We start from the raw sequence: 16,951 nt of genomic DNA, 5'->3' as shown, positions 1-16,951 counted from the left end.
TTTGAGTGAGAGATAACAGCACGATCCTTGACGAGGTACCTCTTGAGGATATAAGTTCAACTAAGATTCAGCTGGAGATCAAACCACACCTGAATCTTAGTTGTTGAACTTGATAAAGTTATTTTGAAACTCTTTTTAATGTTTCCTTATTACAGCTGCCTAAAAAGAGCGGGACATTTTCAATATCAACATCACTAGTATCAAGTCCAAACCATTTTGTCGGAGAAACAGTAAATCTTTTTATAAACAACTTAGCTCTGTATATGAATGATTCCCAAAAATTCAATTCTGTTTCATATGAAAGCTGTTCTACAATTAAAGAGAAACGAAAATCGCCAACTTTTCTATCGGGCATAATAGTATAGTTTCTAGATTGAATATTTATTTCTCCACTTTTAACTAATTCAGTAGAAATCTGACGTAAATACATATTTAATCTCTGTTCCATTCTAAAACCAAGCCTTAATTGAACTTTTACTATATAAAATGTTCCAAAGGTTTCCACTTCATATTCCGCATCATAAGGATTATCAGTAACAACAATATTAACAAACCAATACACATCTGCTTTCTTAGGTCTTTTATCTAAGATAGAGTACATTATATTTCTTTCAATTTTCTCTGCATACTCTGAATTAGTTAAATATACAAGATTTGTTGCATATTTAGGTCTATCAGTATCTTTTCGCAAGAGATTTAGCTGTGCTTTATAATCTTCAATTTTCACATACTGTAATAAGCGAATTTTAGTGTGGTGACCTTGGATCCATATATACATAACGGATAAGAACGTTAAAGCAATTAAAACTGCTACATATCCACCATGCATAAACTTAACAGCATTTGCAATAAAGAAAGAAACTTCAAATGTACCAAAGAAAACTAACATACTAATGGCAATGGCAGATGAAATCTTTTGTTTTAATAAATAGTTAAATAGTAGAATGGTTGTCATCAGCATAGTGACAGTAATTGATAATCCATAGGCACCTTCCATATTTTCAGAACTTCTAAAGTGTAGAATAAGTCCAATACAAACAATCCATAAAAGTTTATTAATTGAAGGAATATACAATTGTCCTTTATATCTAGATGGATACATTATATGTAATCTAGGAAATAAATTTAATTTAATCGCTTCAGAAACAAGAGTAAACGATCCTGAAATTAATGCTTGAGAAGCAATAATTGTAGCCAAAGTTGAAATTATTATACTGCAAATCAAAAAGCTATGTGGGACCATTTGAAAAAATGGATTTAAGCCTTCTACATTTGTATACAGTGGGTTTCTTATAGCAGATAAAACCCAAGCTCCTTGACCAAAATAATTTAATAATAAGCAGATTTTAACAAAAGGCCAAGATGCATAAATATTTTTCCTTCCAGCATGCCCAAGGTCCGAATACAATGCTTCCGCACCTGTGGTTGCTAAAAATACGCTGCCCAGAATAAAGAATCCTAATTTATTTTCATTGCTAAGAAGAATCTTTATTGCATAGTATGGAGACAATGCACGTAATAGTGTCCAATCATGAGAAATTTGCATAATTCCTAAAATTGCCAACATCGAAAACCACACAAGCATTACTGGTCCAAACATTTTTCCGATTAAATCAGTTCCAAAATGTTGAATAAAAAAAAGTATACTTAATATTACTATTACAATGGTAATAATAATATCTTGATTACTACCAAAAAGAGCGTTAAAACTTGGAATAAGCTCTAATCCTTCAACCGCCGAAGTTACAGATACAACAGGGGTCAACATCCCATCAGCAAGTAAGGCCGAACCACCAACCATAGCTGGAATAATAAGCCACTTTGCACGATTACGAACCAGAGTAAAAAGAGAGAAAATTCCTCCCTCACCTTTATTATCCGCCTTTAATGTAACAAAAACATATTTTATTGTTGTTAAAATAGTTATCGTCCAAAAAATTAATGATAAAGATCCAAGAATAAAATTTTCAGATATATTTTCCAACCCACCATTACCTTGAACAATTGATTTCATTACATAAAGAGGTGAAGTTCCAATATCTCCATAAACTACGCCTAACGCAACTAAGATTCCTCCTAGACTTAATTTACTGACATCATTATGTTTTATCGTTGATTTCATATTAATCATCCTTTGCAATAAATATAAATATATTATGTCTTGTTCTAAATATAATTTCAATGCTTTTTCTAACTTTCAGATTTCCACCATTAAATCTCGTCATACTAAGCAAGTTTTCTACTAAGTCTTATAAGCCACTCAGTGTCATATAAATACCTTGAAGGAGCTCTCCTTTAGTTTCTTCTGATATAATTTAAATGAATATAATATCCTTTTGCCCCATAAAAAGTGTTAGTACCTGCACCAGATTCTTTATCATTTACAAATGTCCAATACGCAGCAGCTTCTTCATCCTTATTTAATAAACTTCTATCTTTTCCCCCTTTAATTACTGTATAAATAAATGAAGTTGATAGCTTATTTTCTTGTGCCAAGTAGCAGATAACTGTTCTTTCTAATAACCTAGATAAGTATTTTATACCTCTCCCTATAACATGTAATGAATATCTAGGTTTTGTAAACAGATAATTAAATAAAATCACGCTAATTGTAGAACATACAAATCCTAAAATATACCCTCTGGTTTTAATATTTACAATAATAACTCCTAAAATAAAAATCATAATAACATTAGCTTAGCCATAGCATAACTTTTTCCGACGCCAGCTGCATACCCAAAAAAATATCTTGAGTTTTCCTCTTGAAGACTCTTTTTCTTCTTCCTTTATTTGATTTAAAAGATAATCTGGATTTTATTTTTTATCAATATCTACTTAAATCACTCCTAACTTTCACTTAATTTTACCCTATACCTACAAAATTATATAGATATATATAAAATAAAGCTAGTATTATTCTATTTTTGAATATACGCACTCTTTTCCTTCTTGTATATAATCATAAAATACTATATTACTTCCTTTAACTTTCCCTTTTAAACTTTCAACATTTAAATAATTTCGTTTATCTTTATAAAAAATTATTTCTATTTCATTATCGCTTATTGTATATTGACCATAGGTGTAAAATACATCTTTATAAAAATTATTTATAACCTTGCATTTTCCAGTTGAATTAAGTTCTAAAATAGTATTATTTGAAGTTATGTATTTGCCACTATAAGGATTACTACTCCCACCCATCATAACAATACTAATAATTGCAAAAAATAAAAATATAGAAACTATTTTTTTCATTGTATCCTCCTTACTCCTAGAAATAATGATATAACGGAAAAAAATCAAAATTAGTAAGTGTATAAGCATGAAATCTAACATTGTTTTCATCTTGTCAGAATTCAATCTTAAATATAAATAATACTATTTAAGGTATAAAGATTGGATTAAAATTCTTATATTCGTATAAAGATTATATAAAGATTGTAATGTTTTATGAATATTAAAATTTATTAAATAATTTTAATTATTATCATTAATCCAAAGAATTGTGGCACCAATTATAACATAATTGGTAAATACCCATATACTTTATAAGGCCTAATATTTTAGAATGCACATAAAAAAAATACCACATTTTCTTTATGAATAATGTGATATTTCAGCATGCTCTTTAATTATTGCTTCATCATCAACTAATATATATCTAGCTATTTGATACATGATTTATTTTATTTAAATAATTTATAGAATATTTTTCAGCTTCCACACGTTTTATAAAATATTCTGTTATAAAGTATTCTCTTAATTCCAAATATATTTGTATTATCATCTTTAGCGATTTTATACAACTTTCAATACTATATGATGGTATAGTCTCTTTCAGTAAGCTTATGCTCTCTGGAGCAACAAATTCTATTTTTCTAACGCCCCTTGGCAGCTCTCCATTTTTCATCAATATTAGTGGACCTATTACCATTTGCCTTAATGATGATATGAATTCTATAGTCTCAAAAATTTCACCTCTACCTATTTTTGCAGCTCCATAATGAATCCAAACCCAAAATCTATCCTCTATCCATTGTAAACTTGGAATTGGAAATCTTGCATTATTTTCTTTTAATGCTTCTGATACAAAATTACCTCTTTCCCATAAAATAACAGGGTCTTCAACTCTATGTGCTATATTATCTATTGATACGAATTTTAAATCAACATGTAGTAATTCTGGACCATATAAACATATCAAAAGTCGTGGTTCTCCAACGTGTTCTCCTGTAAACGCTGATAGCAATGTACCTAGATTTGCTGCTATTTTATACCGCTCATCCATTACTTCTTCATAATGGTTAGAATCTACTGCAATTATAAAATCAATATCTGAATATTCGTCCATTTCATTTGTAATATATGATCCTCCTGTTGCAATTCCTACAATTCTAAAATCATCTTTTAAAATTTTTATTGAGTTATCTATAAATTTTTTATGATTTATTGGTATCATATAGACCATCTCCTTTAAAAATAGCCAAACTTTAAAATTAGGCATTAGCATAGAATATCATATTTTTAAAAATATTACTATATCAAGAATACATTACTTCGTTTTATTTTTTTCTGATTTAAATCTTCTATTGAGAATATCTTTTAAAACCAAAACGGTATTCTCGTCATTAAAATTAAATTCGTTTTTGCAGTCATCGTATAACTTCAAGTATTTCTTTATTTGCATTAGGATATTCCTTTATCCTTTTTGTTATATCTATAATCCCCATAGTACTACCTTAAATCAACATCTCTGAAATATGAGATGAAGTCTTATTAACTAATGTATTTAAATTGATCATAACATAAGTTGATGCTTTAGAAAAAACATTAATATCCTTAATTTCTTCATTTAACTCTTTTATTTTTTGTCTGTTGTATCATAAATCATTTTATACTCTTCGAATTGAGACTAAGATATCTCCTTGTGCATTTTTTATCTATAGAGATTCTTATGTTTTTTGGATATTAAAACCTGAACCAAATCTTTTAAAATTACCACATCCTTATTTGTAATTTTATCATCTTCCAATAGTTTTACTAAACGTTTAATATTGTTAGGTTTTTTAGAACAACGAAATTTTCCGTTTTTATCTAAATTATTATTATTAGTAGTAGTGGTTCCCAGATCTAATTTTTCATCTTGATTAACGCCTAAGAGGAAATCTGTAGTAACATTATAATATGAAGCTAATCTTATTAAGTGATCATATATAGGATTTGCTTTACCAGTTTCCCATTTAGAAAGCATACTGCCAGTAATACTAATTTTAAACATTTCATTAATTTCATCTGCTAATTGATCTAATGTAATATTCTTATTTAACCTAAGATTTTTAAGAATTTTGCCAGTAATATTCATATTTCCCCTCCACAATGTAATTGATTGATTTAAAATTAAGTATACAATTATTAACATCATCAATCTACAAATTACAATTTATAATTTATTCATTAATTAATATTAATTAACTTGCTTTATTAGCATGAATTTGCTTTTGTATCTGAATCATTAACCCATATTTTAATTCATGAGCAGGAATTGGTACTATTTTATTAGTTTTATTATGTTGCATAATAATATGATCTCCGCTTTGCCTTACCTGCTTATACTCATTTTTCTCTGCTAAATCAATCATTTCTTTATAATCAAATATCTTAAAATAATCTTTTTTTTGATTTTTTTTAAGCTTTTCTAATAATTCTACTCTCTCATCATACTCTTTATTTCTTGTATCAATTATATCTTTAATTGTCATAAGATCCCAATAAACATCTTGCAATACCTCAATTTCACCCATGGATCCCATATCAAATTCAGAATACATATTAATAAGCTTTTTAGTAAATGCATCCATTCTTCTATTAAACATAAGAAGATCTTTCTTTGCACTTATAAATCTACTTACAATTTGAATCATGGTACATTTTAGCTGTGCTGCTTCACTTCCACAAACGTACATATATTCTTTCATCTTATCTCTGCTATTTTCATAATCATCTTTCATTTGAATATACTCTTTAACCAGTTTTTCTACTTCTTCTTTTAATGGATCACCTACAATAGCATTTATATTTAATTTATCTATTAATTTACCAATTGAGTATTTCAAGTTGTGAGCTTTTATATACACTTCATCCAGTAGCTCATACTTGTACTTATCATATTTTCCTAAAATGTCCAATGTTTTATCTGTATTTTCTTTTTCTAATTGATTAAATTTTATTATCCAGTTCATTTTTCATACCAGCTTTCATAAATTCTTATAAAACCCAATTTATTACTTTTAAACCATGTAATTGTATATAATTATACTATATTTCCCAAATTTAATCAATATGTTAATAAAACTGATTTATTACTGAATTCGCTCTTTGTTAAACTAAGTTGAATGTTATTGTATTTACGAAAAAAGTAATTAATTACTTTTTTCAAGTAAAAAAATGCATGTACTAATAATTTTCTACATGCATTTTTTTATAATATATATGTTGTAATTCACAATGCAAAATTGCGACTAAAATTTTTGAAATATTTTTAGAATTATGATCAAGACTTATTTTTGCAATATATATTTTTTTATTATTCTTTATGCTATTAAGCAACAATTATCTTATGTTTATTACTAAATTATAAATAAGCTAAATCCCCTATCTTTTGATACCTATTGGAATTCTAAGAAATCTTGCTTCTTTAAAAAAGCTGAAACTTATTAATTTTATGTGCCTTCATCCCAAATAACTTTTGAAAAACCACATCATTTTGGGGATCTAATACTTTAATCATAGTTACTACCTCGTTTAGTAGTTCTTCTATAATATTGACTTATTTATCTCTACTTATACGAACAAATATTCTTTTTTTAATACATAAAGAGATGCTAAGCCATTTTTGCCCCCCATTTACATATCTTATTCTATAATTTTCTTTATAATATTTTCTATAATTTCACAAAATAACTACTAGAAAAACTAACTAGATTGATTAAATAATTTAGCTTTGATATACTATTATAAAAAAACTAGGAGGATACATATGTTTGAAAAAGATAGCTATGAAGAGAATGTAAAGTTATTTGAAAAAGTAATTTCTACACAAGCAGAAGAATTATTATCTAATGAAGACTTAGCTGCTATCTATATTGGTCGTGCAACATGCCCATTTTGCCGTAAATTTGCTAAGAAATTAAGTGGCTTAACTAATAAAATTAACACAACAATTTACTATGTAGATAGTTCTAATTTTTCAGATGATTTAATTGCCTCATTTAGAGAAAAATATAATATTGTAACTGTACCAGGATTTATTGTTAGTAAAAATAGAGAAATAGAGGTTCGCTGCGATTCTTCACTTTCAGAGGATGAAATATTAAATCTGTTAAAGTAAATAATCAACGAATATAATTATTATAAACTAAAGATACTCTAATTATAATAATACAAAAAGTGTGATAATGCTTTTCTATGGTAAGCATAAAAATTTTATCACCTTTAATATTTTTAAAGGTAGCAGTAAAATATCCTAGTAAGGCATAAATAAGCTTTACTAGGATATTTTAATATGTCTAATGTCTCAAATTCGTATTATTTAGCCTAATGGTGATATTAATAATATAAAGTAATTTCTCATTTATGATATGGTTCACAGTATCTATTGTAAGTGAGTTTTTTATATATTAAATCTGAATGCACAATTACATTTTTCAATTGTATTTCCTTTAAAAATGGAATAATGTTGAGGATATTTTTCATCAAAATATCTAATATCCTCTTTATCAAATCTAAGCAAATAACCATTCATATAAATATTGCCACTTATTTCGATTGTATCTGTATCTGGAATAATATTAATATTAATATTAATATTAATATCCTTATCATACTCTACTTTAAATGTATTTTTAGTATAAGCAAAATCAAATATTTCTTCATTCTCAACCCACCACTTATTATCTTCTACCCAGCAGATAAGATTTCTTTTTTTATCATATAGTCTCAAGGATACGTATAAATTATTATTCTCTACATTCATCTTAATTAGGTTTTCACCATTATAGTTAATAATATTGGGTGTATCTATAAATGTATTACCACCAATCATGACCTTACACTTATTAATAATAGATAAATATCCAGAACTTCTATCAATTTCACCTGATAGCTTTTTTCTTCTTTCTAATAGTTCCTCTTTTATTATTTTTCCTTGATGAACTAATGTATGACAATTGGGACATAATAATATTAAATTGTCAGAACAATTTTTTCCCCCATCCGCATATTGTACTATATGGTGTCTCTCCATTAAATTAACTCCACACCATGCACACTTAAAATTTGATGATTTATCTACTTTGTCTCGCTCTTCTTTTTTTATATATCTTGATTTTTCTTTCTCACTCATTATTTTTTCACCCCAATCCTCCTTTTTATTGTAGCATATTAACTTATGGTACGGTATTTCCACCTATAAAAATAACCATAACAAAGTTATTTCAATGGCTAAGACTATAAACCTCACTTATTTATGATATGGTTAACCATTTATTATGGTAAAACTCTTTAAATTCCATTTAATTATACTACAATGTTTTGTTTTTTCTCCTAATACTATCCAGAATAACTATTCTACTCCAAAAATAAAACTGCCTCAAAATACAGTTTTGAGGCAGTTTTATTATATGTTAATAACTTTTTTTATACTTTAAAGTTATAATTTTCACTTTAATACTTTTAATTTATTAACTAAGTTGTTGTTCTAATTGTTCTAGATCACTTATGACCATATTTATAACTTCGATTTTAGACTTAGCATAATCATTCTTAGGAAGCCATTTCAACCCACATTCTAAGGATTCCTTTGTACTCTTATATTCTTGTAATAATTGTGTTATATTTTCTACCATACCCTTCACATCCCTCTCTTTATTCAATCTCTAAATTATAATTTTCTTATTTTGTAAAATAAATTACTTTATTTATATTATTACCACCTCCGTATAAAAATATAATAAATTTTCAACTTTATATTTATATACGTTTATTATAGCATATATTACATTTAAAGCTTATATTTTTTCTAAAAATTTTACCATTATCAAAATAATCTTTCAAAAACATCCTATAATTGTAATATATATAACCGATTTAAGAATTCCATTTATTAGATTGACATATTTACAAAGTTGCTAAAACTTTATGTGCATATCTTCACTAGAAATCATAAATATATTTACATAGCTTTTCGGAATCAAAATATTTATGATTTCGGTAAGTTTTATCACTTAAATTTAATTTTAAATCTTACCATTTAATTTAAAATTAATGTTTTCAAAATAATACATATCATTCTCAACTTTTAGTAATTCCCAAAATAATTTATGCTTTTTCGACTCATTGTTAAATTCCTCTTTAATGCTTTTATTACTTTTCTTAATGTTGTTTATGATTGTATTAATATTGTTTCTTCTCCAATTATTATAATCAAACTCCATCTCTGAAAGTACTTTAGTAGTGGATGAAAATTCTATACTTGGCCCATTTAGATCTCTTTCAAGATTTCTTATAGTATATGAATTTTGCCCTGGGTCTAAAATTATAAAGTATCCATAATCAAAAGTACTTCTAATAAGTCTACCATATATTTGCTTAGCTTTAATACATACCTGCGGATAATTCACATCCTGATACCCCTTCTTCTGGTATGTAGTAATTGCTCTTAAAATAGGATATTCTGGACTATAGTTAGGAATTTTATCTAACATAACACAGCTTAATGCATCTCCAGGTACATCTATCCCCTCAAAAAAGCCCTTGCTTCCAAGTATTATAACCTGCCTATTTTTATCATTTAAAGCTCTTACTGATTTTTTGCTCATATGTACTTCTATTTTTGTTCCTCTAGTAAGCAGTTCAAGCTCTTCACTCACAGCAGTTCTCCTTGCATTATTATTGAATAAAACAAGAATATGACCATTTATTTTTAATGCGGTATTATAAATAAATTTTGAAACATTTTTTATATATGATGGTTCATCATATCTTCCAACATCTTTTAAAGCAAATATTTTAGTCCTTTTCTTTAAATCAAAAGTTGGTGGAATTATAAACTCCTTTGCTTTTTCCTGTCCTAAATGCTTTTTTATTTTATTAAAAGAATTTTCTATTCTCAATGTTGCCGATAAGAACGTCGTACTTTTAACGTCTTTTAACATATGTTCATTAACTAGCTCTCCAACATTTAAAGGAACATTTTTAAGTGTGAATGATTTATATTCTGAGTCTACTTCTAATATTTTTGCATAGAACACTGAGCTTTCTAAAAACTTATCTAAAACATCAAATGCACTTTTAAGCTTTGCTATGAAATCAGATAAATTCTTGTGGTCAATATCTCCATCTATTTCGTCATCTAAAGTTATATTATAAATATAATCATTTAACATCTTATATAGTGGATATATACTTTCTTTCAAAACTGATATCTCAGATCCTATGGCATTTGTTATTCCTTTTAAATCTTCTCTTGGAAGGAAAAATTCAGTAGTAAAATTATATTCCCCGCTAACAAGCCTTATACTTCTAAAATCATTTAATAATATATTTATATTTACTATAATGTCATTTGCTAAATACATAATTTTATCTTTTTCTATGGTTTCCCTATAACCATAGCTGGCATTTAAAGTTAAAAGCATAGCTATAATACTCGGGTGACCTTTTTCTATAAGATCTAGCAATTGTATAAATTCAGCTGACGAAAATTCCTCAGCAAAAAAATCATAACACTTTTCCATTAAGTTATGACCCTCATCAATAATTATGTGGTTAATTTTTTTCTTTTCAGTATATGGCCAGCATGCTAAAAGAGAATGATTAATAACTGTAATGTTTTCCTCAGGCAGCTCATTATACCTTTTTCTCAAAAAGCAAGCCCTTGTACATTTATCAAGCTTACATTGTTCACTATCACAATTAACTTCCCTTATGTACTTATCCAATTCCAGATGTTTTTGAACTAGATAATTTATATTTTCTATATCTCCATAATTACCATTTTCACAAAGTCTTCTTAGGAAAAGTAATGCTAGATTCCCTTTTTCATCCATCTGAAATTCTTCACATCTATTTATTCGCTCTATGCAAAGATAATTTCCTTTACCTTTCATAGCACCGTAATTTAATTTATCATCTAATCTTAATTTTTTAAGTATAGTCGGAATATCTCTCTCAATAAGTTGATTTTGTAATTCCTTTGTATTAGTAGATATAATAAAGCTAGCATCATCTTTTCTATTTTTCTGCTTATTTAGGTACGTTTCAATAGCAGCTATTATTACATACGCAAAAGTCTTCCCACTTCCAGTTGGTGCCTCTATAAATATCCTCTCACCTTTTTCAAAATTTTCTCTTATCTTTTTTGCAAATTCCTTTTGATCTTTTCTATACTGGTATCCAAAATCCCCACCATTGTTCCATATCTCTTCATTTTCAAGTAAATCTTCATATTTCAAATAATCTATAGGAATTTTCTTTAGCTTAAGTTCCTCTTCTTTGTTCTCTAGGTAATTTACATATGTATAACCTTCATCAATGAAAAAAGGAGGCTTCAATAAATGCTTAGTCCATGGCCATTTTTGTAAATACTGATATTCTTTAATAATTAGATTATGTAGAGATTTATTCTTTTTTCTGCTATTTTCTTCTCTATTCCATTGCCTTAAAAGTAGTGAATTAACTACTTTTAAGGTGTCTATTGAATCTGATAGTCCTCTATGTAACTCATCCTTATTTAAATTAGTAATTTCTTTAATTAAAGAATTTAAATTATATTCTTTTCTCCATGGTTCTAAAATTATTGCAAGTTCCATAGAATCCATTATTGTATTTTTTATTTCAGGAATATAAAAAGATAAAAATTTTCTTTCAAAATTTGCATTATGGCATATTAAAGGTAAATCTTCTAAAAATTCCAGTACTTCTTGTTTTATTGAATTCAAACTTCTAGCACTTAGTAAATCTGCCTCCTTTAAATCACTGCAGAGACTGTAAATACTTATTGGCACGCGTCCTCTTGGTCTTATTAATGTATTATAAGTAGTTATAACTCCATTCTTAACTTTAACAGCTCCAATTTCTATAATTTCTGAGCATGTTTCATCAAGTCCAGTTGTTTCTATATCTAAATATATTACATTATCTAAAACACTGATTAAATCTTCTAGCATCTTTTCCCCTACTTACTCTTTTAAATACTGTTTTGCGATATTTAAAATTTTCTTAAAATCATCTTTATACTTTACAACATGCTCAAATAATTCTGCATGTGCTGGTTCTTTATATCTATGTGAAATTCTATTTCTAAGAAGTCTTGATTTTTCTAAGAAGTTAAACAACTCAGCATCAAGTACTTTTTCCTCTTTTAACACTTCCAAACTATCATTTAAAGTCATACCTATTTTATATTTTTTTAATGACTTAAGAGTTACTGATGTAAAGTCTTCTAGTATTGTATTAAAACTTACAAATAATTGTCTCAAACTAGATTTTGCAAGCTTAATCATTATTTTATTATCACTATTGTTTTCTAATATCTCAATGCACTCATCGATATCACTTATACACTCTTGAAAATCTTCAACTATCTTTATAAGTCTTTCTTGATTCATGACAACACATCCCTTCTTCTAAACCAAAAGAAATTCTCATTTTCTCTATATATTATATCAACTTCATCTTTATACTTTTCTAAAATAACATTATTATCATTAGAATATATAATTTTACCTTCATTTAATACATTTATCTTTAAAAATATAGTTAATTCTCTACTTCTTAAATCTATAACATCAATTTCTTTACCCAAAGTTCTTTCTAAAAATAATTCAAGTTCTAATATTTTATCTAAAGGTATATTTTCTATACCTATTACTGCTATATCTATATCTGACTCTTGAGTGAAATCATCGTTGTTAAAACTTCCAAAAGTGAGCATACTCGAAATGCTATATCTTTCTAGAAGATTATTTACTTCTTCACTTTTTAGTTTGCTCATAATTTGTTTTTTTTCATCTGCCAACTTCATCTTGTTCACCCGCCAATTTACAATAATTTATGTAATAAATTATAACACAATTTTATTTAAACATATTTATTATTTTGGACTTTATAAATAATACTATGCAACTTATATTTTTTCAATATAGATATCTAGCTTTGAACTTAGATTTATGTGATAACTTACCGAAATCATAAATATTTTGTTCCGAAAAGCTATGAAAATATCGCTGAAGGTTCTAAGCAACAGGTTGTATCCACTTTAGCATGCTCCAACTTTCAGTTTGACAAGCTAAAATGGAACAACCTACAGCTAAGAACCTTTAACAGCTCATTTTCAAATGTTTTCTTCACAAATATATTTATGATTTCTAATGAAGACATGAACTTAAAGTTTTATCAACTTTGCAAATATGCTCTTCTAATAATTCGAATGCTTAAATTGTTTATCTATATATACCGAAATTGCATATATTTTTATTCCACAGGACTTAAGAAATTTTCGCTAGAAAGTTCTAAGTAAAAGGTTGCACTCATTTCAGCATGCTCCTTAGGCAAGCTCATGACAAGCAGCAAATCAAACAACCTCCCATTAAGAAACATCAACAGCTTATTTTCATAGTCCTGCGAAATAACAATGTTTCTACTTTCGGAAAGATATATGCATAAGTTCAGGTCTTAGTTGAATGTCCATAATTTCCCACGCAATAAAATAAGCTTGAAATAATATCTACATTCTTCAAGCTCACTTTTTTATTTATATGATTTTTTTAATTATTTTTAGAAATGTTTTATATTAGAACATATTGTAATTGAGTTTCTACATTATTATTCTCATTTAATGCAATTAGCTCAATAGAATTCCACTTACAAATTTATTATTACAATAATATATTACCAAAATAATTTTTCATGATAATTCTAAAAATATTGCAAGGATTTTAGACGTAATTGTGAATTGTAAAATGTGAATTATAGCATATATATCTAAATCAATCCCTCAATTTTTTTATTTCTTTTTAAATATGCATTTGATATTTTTAAAAACTCCTGTAGATTACAATTTCCTGTTCTTTCACCTATTCCACCCAACGTGCAATCCACATATTTAGCACCACTTTTAACTGCCTCTAGGGAAATTGGAATCGCCATTCCAAAATCGTTATGAGCATGAATTTCTATTTCTATTCCGGTATTGTTTACTAAAGTTTTAATTGAATCCTTTATAAGTGAAGGCATTGATATTCCTACGGTATCTGCATATCTTGCCCGCTTTACGCCCATACCAATAATTATTTCACACAAATTTATAAGATAGCTAATGTCTGCCCTAGAAGCATCTTCAAAACCTATAGTAACTTCATAACCTTTATCTCTCGCTAAAAATACACATTCCTTAATATTTTCTTCAACCCACTTTTTATCCTTTCCTAAATTCGAATATATTTGTATATCCGATGTAGGAACGCTAATATGAATAATATCTGGTTTACACTCCATTGAATGAAATATATCATTTTTATTCATTCTATTCCAAGCGGAAATTAGTGAATTTTTTCTTATTTCTAATATCCTCTTAATGCATTCTTTTTCTAAATCTCCCATTGCAGGTATGCCTGCCTCTATCTGATAAATCTTCATTTTATCCATATATTTCGCAATTTCAATTTTTTCATCAATTGAAAAAGCTTTTCCTGCACATTGTTCACCATCTCTTAAAGTTGTATCCACAATATATATTTCATTGTCTAATTTTTCATTATAAATCAATATATCACCACCTTATAAAATCTAAACACACAGTTTCTTATATAATCTTTTTATTTCATCATTACTTAATCCACCACGCTTTTGTGTGCTCAATTTCCTTACATCTTCCAACATAATTGTTAAATTATCATGCTCGTATTTTATGTTTAGTTCTTCTAATTTTATTTCTAATGCATTTACACTTGAATGCTTACCTATAATAATATTTCTTTTCCTTCCAATTTCACTAGGGTCATATGGTTCAAAAGTTCTTGAATCTTTAGCTATACCATTTACATGAATTCCTGATTCTACATTGAAAATATCTTTTCCTATAAAAGGTGCATTTCCTCTGATTTTACTTTCAGTAATATCTTCAAATATGCTTAATACCTTGGGAAATAGCTTATAATTACTATGATCTTTTATTTTCTCTAAAAAAGAAGACCCTCCTAATATTTCTTGAAGAGGAGCAAAGCCACCAATTCCTGCAAAAGTCGTTACAACTTTCTTCCCTCCAGCTTTAACCCATTCTAAACTCATAGCTGTAGCTGATTTATAATTATTTTTTATACTTAGCTCTATATTATTTCCAAAGAACTTTATTATCTCTAAAAAAATCTGCTGATAATCATAAAAGATAATGTCATCAAGTCCTACTATTCTTGCATTCATTTTGTTATATATATTTAGCTTATTGTCTAATATCTCATATAATACATTAACACTTTCTATTTCAATTTTATTATTGTTAGATATTATGAATTTTACATCTTGAGGCAATGGTGATAGTTCTTCATAAAGCTCTTGCGTAATTTCTATATAATCGCTTCCTATTATATATAGTAATTTTATCAATTCTCTTACCTGTGCGCTTTTCTCTTTTAACTTATCACCAAATATCTCTCTCAAAACAATTATTGTCCTATCTATAATTTCGATTTTTCTTTCATCCATAATTCCACCCCTTTTTAATTGCAAATTTTTTCTACATGTGAATATAATCTATCTAAAAGGAGCCTACTTAATATATTTATATATATTAAACAGGCTCCCTTGCCAACAAAAAATAGCCTAAAACAAAACTTCTTAGTTTGGTTTTAGACCACATTGTCTTTGTTAATATGCTATTTTATACATATATTATCACATAACCAATGCTTTGTATATATATTTATTTGAAATATTTCATGCTAGTCTTTTTTAATTCTCTTGTGCTATACAAAATTTTGTAATTTTCAATTCCTATATCATCAGCTATCTGCTTAATAATTTTGTTACAGCTTTCCTTATCTTTCTCGTGTATCATTGTGTATAGATTATAATCCCACGAACCAAAAGGTTTCCTTTCATAACAGTGTGTAACTACAGAAATGGATGCCATATATTCTCCAATTTCATCTAATCTTTCATCATCAATCTTCCAAACTACCATTGCATTAGCTTTAAATCCAGCTTTTCTATGATAAAGTATTGCTCCTATTCTTTTTAATATTCCAGTTTCACTATAATTTCTGATTTTATCTATAAGCACATCTTCATCCATACTAAGCTCTTTAGCTATATCCTTATACGGATTAGTTATTATAGGAATATCCTCTTGCAATCTACTTATTATTTTCTTATCAAAATCACTAATCATTTGTATCATCTCCTTGAAGATTTAAAGCCACTTTAATCTTAAATAACTTAACTGAAGGTAAACTCATTATTTCTTCCAAACCAGTATTTCTCTTTATTTCTTCAAGAATATTAATCAAATTCTCTTCTGAACGCGTTATCATAGTAAACCACATATTATACTCATCTTCTCTTATATAATTGTGAGTCACTTCATCATACATATTTATATATTCTGCAACCTTTTCAATTTCATTTTCAGGCACTTTAGCTGCACAAAGAGTACTTGTATATCCAATTTTTCTCGAATTAAAAATTCCACCTATTCTTCTTATTATTCCTTCATTTTTTAACTTATTTATTCTTTTTAATACTTCATTTTCTGTAAGTAATAATTTTTCCCCTAGTATTTTAAAAGGATTCTTATCTATTGGAATTTCATTTTGCATTAAATTAAGCAATTCTTTATCTGTTTTATCCATAGCAGTTCCTCCTCACTTAAAGTTTTGGAATGTCAAATAGAATC

At 27.1% G+C, this 16,951-nt stretch carries 16 protein-coding genes; 1 reads left to right on the top strand and 15 read right to left on the bottom strand.

All coding sequences use genetic code 11. From position 1 onward, the window contains the following. Positions 1-118: 118 nt before the first annotated feature. The 6 genes from AXY43_RS25155 to AXY43_RS25125 form a co-directional block, all read right to left on the bottom strand. The gene (locus tag AXY43_RS25155) at positions 119-2,122 is read right to left on the bottom strand and encodes a KUP/HAK/KT family potassium transporter (protein WP_023976941.1); all 2,004 of its coding nucleotides are present in this window, start codon (positions 2,120-2,122) and stop codon (positions 119-121) included. Positions 2,123-2,295: 173 nt separating this feature from the next. Continuing rightward, positions 2,296-2,685, bottom strand: a complete 390-nt coding sequence (locus AXY43_RS25150; protein ID WP_023976940.1) for a DUF4118 domain-containing protein — start codon at positions 2,683-2,685, stop codon at positions 2,296-2,298. A 228-nt stretch (positions 2,686-2,913) separates the two neighbouring features. Continuing rightward, a complete protein-coding gene (locus AXY43_RS25145) occupies positions 2,914-3,258 on the bottom strand; it encodes a hypothetical protein (protein WP_023976939.1) in 345 nt (114 codons plus the stop codon). A 406-nt stretch (positions 3,259-3,664) separates the two neighbouring features. Further along, a complete protein-coding gene (locus AXY43_RS25140; RefSeq protein ID WP_105412343.1) occupies positions 3,665-4,462 on the bottom strand; it encodes a nucleotidyltransferase domain-containing protein in 798 nt (265 codons plus the stop codon). Positions 4,463-4,939: 477 nt separating this feature from the next. Further along, positions 4,940-5,365 carry a helix-turn-helix domain-containing protein gene (locus tag AXY43_RS25130; protein ID WP_023976937.1) on the bottom strand — a complete coding sequence of 142 codons (426 nt, stop codon included), beginning with the start codon at positions 5,363-5,365 and terminating at the stop codon, positions 4,940-4,942. A 106-nt stretch (positions 5,366-5,471) separates the two neighbouring features. Next, entirely contained in the window at positions 5,472-6,242 is a 771-nt protein-coding gene (locus tag AXY43_RS25125) for a type II toxin-antitoxin system HicA family toxin (protein ID WP_023976936.1), read from the bottom strand. Positions 6,243-7,039: 797 nt separating this feature from the next. Between AXY43_RS25125 and AXY43_RS25120 the strand changes: the two genes are divergently transcribed. Next, the gene (locus AXY43_RS25120; RefSeq protein WP_077869914.1) at positions 7,040-7,390 is read left to right on the top strand and encodes a thiol reductase thioredoxin; all 351 of its coding nucleotides are present in this window, start codon (positions 7,040-7,042) and stop codon (positions 7,388-7,390) included. A gap of 282 nt (positions 7,391-7,672) precedes the next feature. Here AXY43_RS25120 and AXY43_RS25115 read toward each other — a convergent pair whose 3' ends face one another. From AXY43_RS25115 to ahbA, 9 genes are all read right to left on the bottom strand, one after another. Further along, positions 7,673-8,404: an HNH endonuclease gene (locus AXY43_RS25115; protein ID WP_087702989.1), complete on the bottom strand. Its 732-nt coding sequence runs from the start codon at positions 8,402-8,404 to the stop codon at positions 7,673-7,675. A gap of 337 nt (positions 8,405-8,741) precedes the next feature. After that, positions 8,742-8,906 carry a hypothetical protein gene (locus AXY43_RS28215; protein ID WP_017212855.1) on the bottom strand — a complete coding sequence of 55 codons (165 nt, stop codon included), beginning with the start codon at positions 8,904-8,906 and terminating at the stop codon, positions 8,742-8,744. Between the two features lie 390 nt (positions 8,907-9,296). Further along, positions 9,297-12,227, bottom strand: a complete 2,931-nt coding sequence (locus AXY43_RS25110; RefSeq protein ID WP_105412342.1) for a helicase C-terminal domain-containing protein — start codon at positions 12,225-12,227, stop codon at positions 9,297-9,299. A gap of 12 nt (positions 12,228-12,239) precedes the next feature. Continuing rightward, positions 12,240-12,668, bottom strand: a complete 429-nt coding sequence (locus AXY43_RS25105) for a HepT-like ribonuclease domain-containing protein (protein WP_012058245.1) — start codon at positions 12,666-12,668, stop codon at positions 12,240-12,242. Further along, the gene (gene mntA / locus AXY43_RS25100; RefSeq protein WP_243099106.1) at positions 12,665-13,054 is read right to left on the bottom strand and encodes a type VII toxin-antitoxin system MntA family adenylyltransferase antitoxin; all 390 of its coding nucleotides are present in this window, start codon (positions 13,052-13,054) and stop codon (positions 12,665-12,667) included. Before mntA ends, AXY43_RS25105 begins: the two co-directional genes overlap by 4 nt. A gap of 989 nt (positions 13,055-14,043) precedes the next feature. After that, complete coding sequence (locus AXY43_RS25095) at positions 14,044-14,826, bottom strand: homocitrate synthase (protein WP_023976163.1); 783 nt, start codon at positions 14,824-14,826, stop codon at positions 14,044-14,046. A gap of 21 nt (positions 14,827-14,847) precedes the next feature. Beyond that, positions 14,848-15,762, bottom strand: coding sequence for a homocitrate synthase/isopropylmalate synthase family protein (locus tag AXY43_RS25090; RefSeq protein ID WP_012058242.1), 915 nt, complete (start codon positions 15,760-15,762; stop codon positions 14,848-14,850). Between the two features lie 217 nt (positions 15,763-15,979). Beyond that, a complete protein-coding gene (gene ahbB / locus AXY43_RS25085) occupies positions 15,980-16,447 on the bottom strand; it encodes a siroheme decarboxylase subunit beta (RefSeq protein ID WP_023976165.1) in 468 nt (155 codons plus the stop codon). Then, positions 16,440-16,907 (bottom strand): siroheme decarboxylase subunit alpha, encoded by a 468-nt coding sequence (gene ahbA / locus AXY43_RS25080; RefSeq protein ID WP_039773838.1) that lies wholly within the window; start codon positions 16,905-16,907, stop codon positions 16,440-16,442. Before ahbA ends, ahbB begins: the two co-directional genes overlap by 8 nt. Between the last annotated feature and the right edge of the window lie 44 nt (positions 16,908-16,951).

Source organism: Clostridium sp. MF28 (genome assembly GCF_002969175.1).
GTDB lineage: Bacteria > Bacillota > Clostridia > Clostridiales > Clostridiaceae > Clostridium > Clostridium beijerinckii.
This window is presented reverse-complemented; position numbering and strand designations above follow the sequence as displayed.

What these genes read in the sequence shown, in the direction of transcription:
- AXY43_RS25155 (WP_023976941.1), bottom strand. Translation starts at nt 2,122, where the DNA reads ATGAAATCAACGATAAAACATAATGATGTCAGTAAATTAAGTCTAGGA.
- AXY43_RS25150 (WP_023976940.1), bottom strand. Translation starts at nt 2,685, where the DNA reads ATGATTTTTATTTTAGGAGTTATTATTGTAAATATTAAAACCAGAGGG.
- AXY43_RS25145 (WP_023976939.1), bottom strand. Translation starts at nt 3,258, where the DNA reads ATGAAAAAAATAGTTTCTATATTTTTATTTTTTGCAATTATTAGTATT.
- AXY43_RS25140 (WP_105412343.1), bottom strand. Translation starts at nt 4,462, where the DNA reads ATGATACCAATAAATCATAAAAAATTTATAGATAACTCAATAAAAATT.
- AXY43_RS25130 (WP_023976937.1), bottom strand. Translation starts at nt 5,365, where the DNA reads ATGAATATTACTGGCAAAATTCTTAAAAATCTTAGGTTAAATAAGAAT.
- AXY43_RS25125 (WP_023976936.1), bottom strand. Translation starts at nt 6,242, where the DNA reads ATGAACTGGATAATAAAATTTAATCAATTAGAAAAAGAAAATACAGAT.
- AXY43_RS25120 (WP_077869914.1), top strand. Translation starts at nt 7,040, where the DNA reads ATGTTTGAAAAAGATAGCTATGAAGAGAATGTAAAGTTATTTGAAAAA.
- AXY43_RS25115 (WP_087702989.1), bottom strand. Translation starts at nt 8,404, where the DNA reads ATGAGTGAGAAAGAAAAATCAAGATATATAAAAAAAGAAGAGCGAGAC.
- AXY43_RS28215 (WP_017212855.1), bottom strand. Translation starts at nt 8,906, where the DNA reads ATGGTAGAAAATATAACACAATTATTACAAGAATATAAGAGTACAAAG.
- AXY43_RS25110 (WP_105412342.1), bottom strand. Translation starts at nt 12,227, where the DNA reads ATGCTAGAAGATTTAATCAGTGTTTTAGATAATGTAATATATTTAGAT.
- AXY43_RS25105 (WP_012058245.1), bottom strand. Translation starts at nt 12,668, where the DNA reads ATGAATCAAGAAAGACTTATAAAGATAGTTGAAGATTTTCAAGAGTGT.
- mntA (WP_243099106.1), bottom strand. Translation starts at nt 13,054, where the DNA reads ATGAGCAAACTAAAAAGTGAAGAAGTAAATAATCTTCTAGAAAGATAT.
- AXY43_RS25090 (WP_012058242.1), bottom strand. Translation starts at nt 15,762, where the DNA reads ATGGATGAAAGAAAAATCGAAATTATAGATAGGACAATAATTGTTTTG.
- ahbB (WP_023976165.1), bottom strand. Translation starts at nt 16,447, where the DNA reads ATGATTAGTGATTTTGATAAGAAAATAATAAGTAGATTGCAAGAGGAT.
- ahbA (WP_039773838.1), bottom strand. Translation starts at nt 16,907, where the DNA reads ATGGATAAAACAGATAAAGAATTGCTTAATTTAATGCAAAATGAAATT.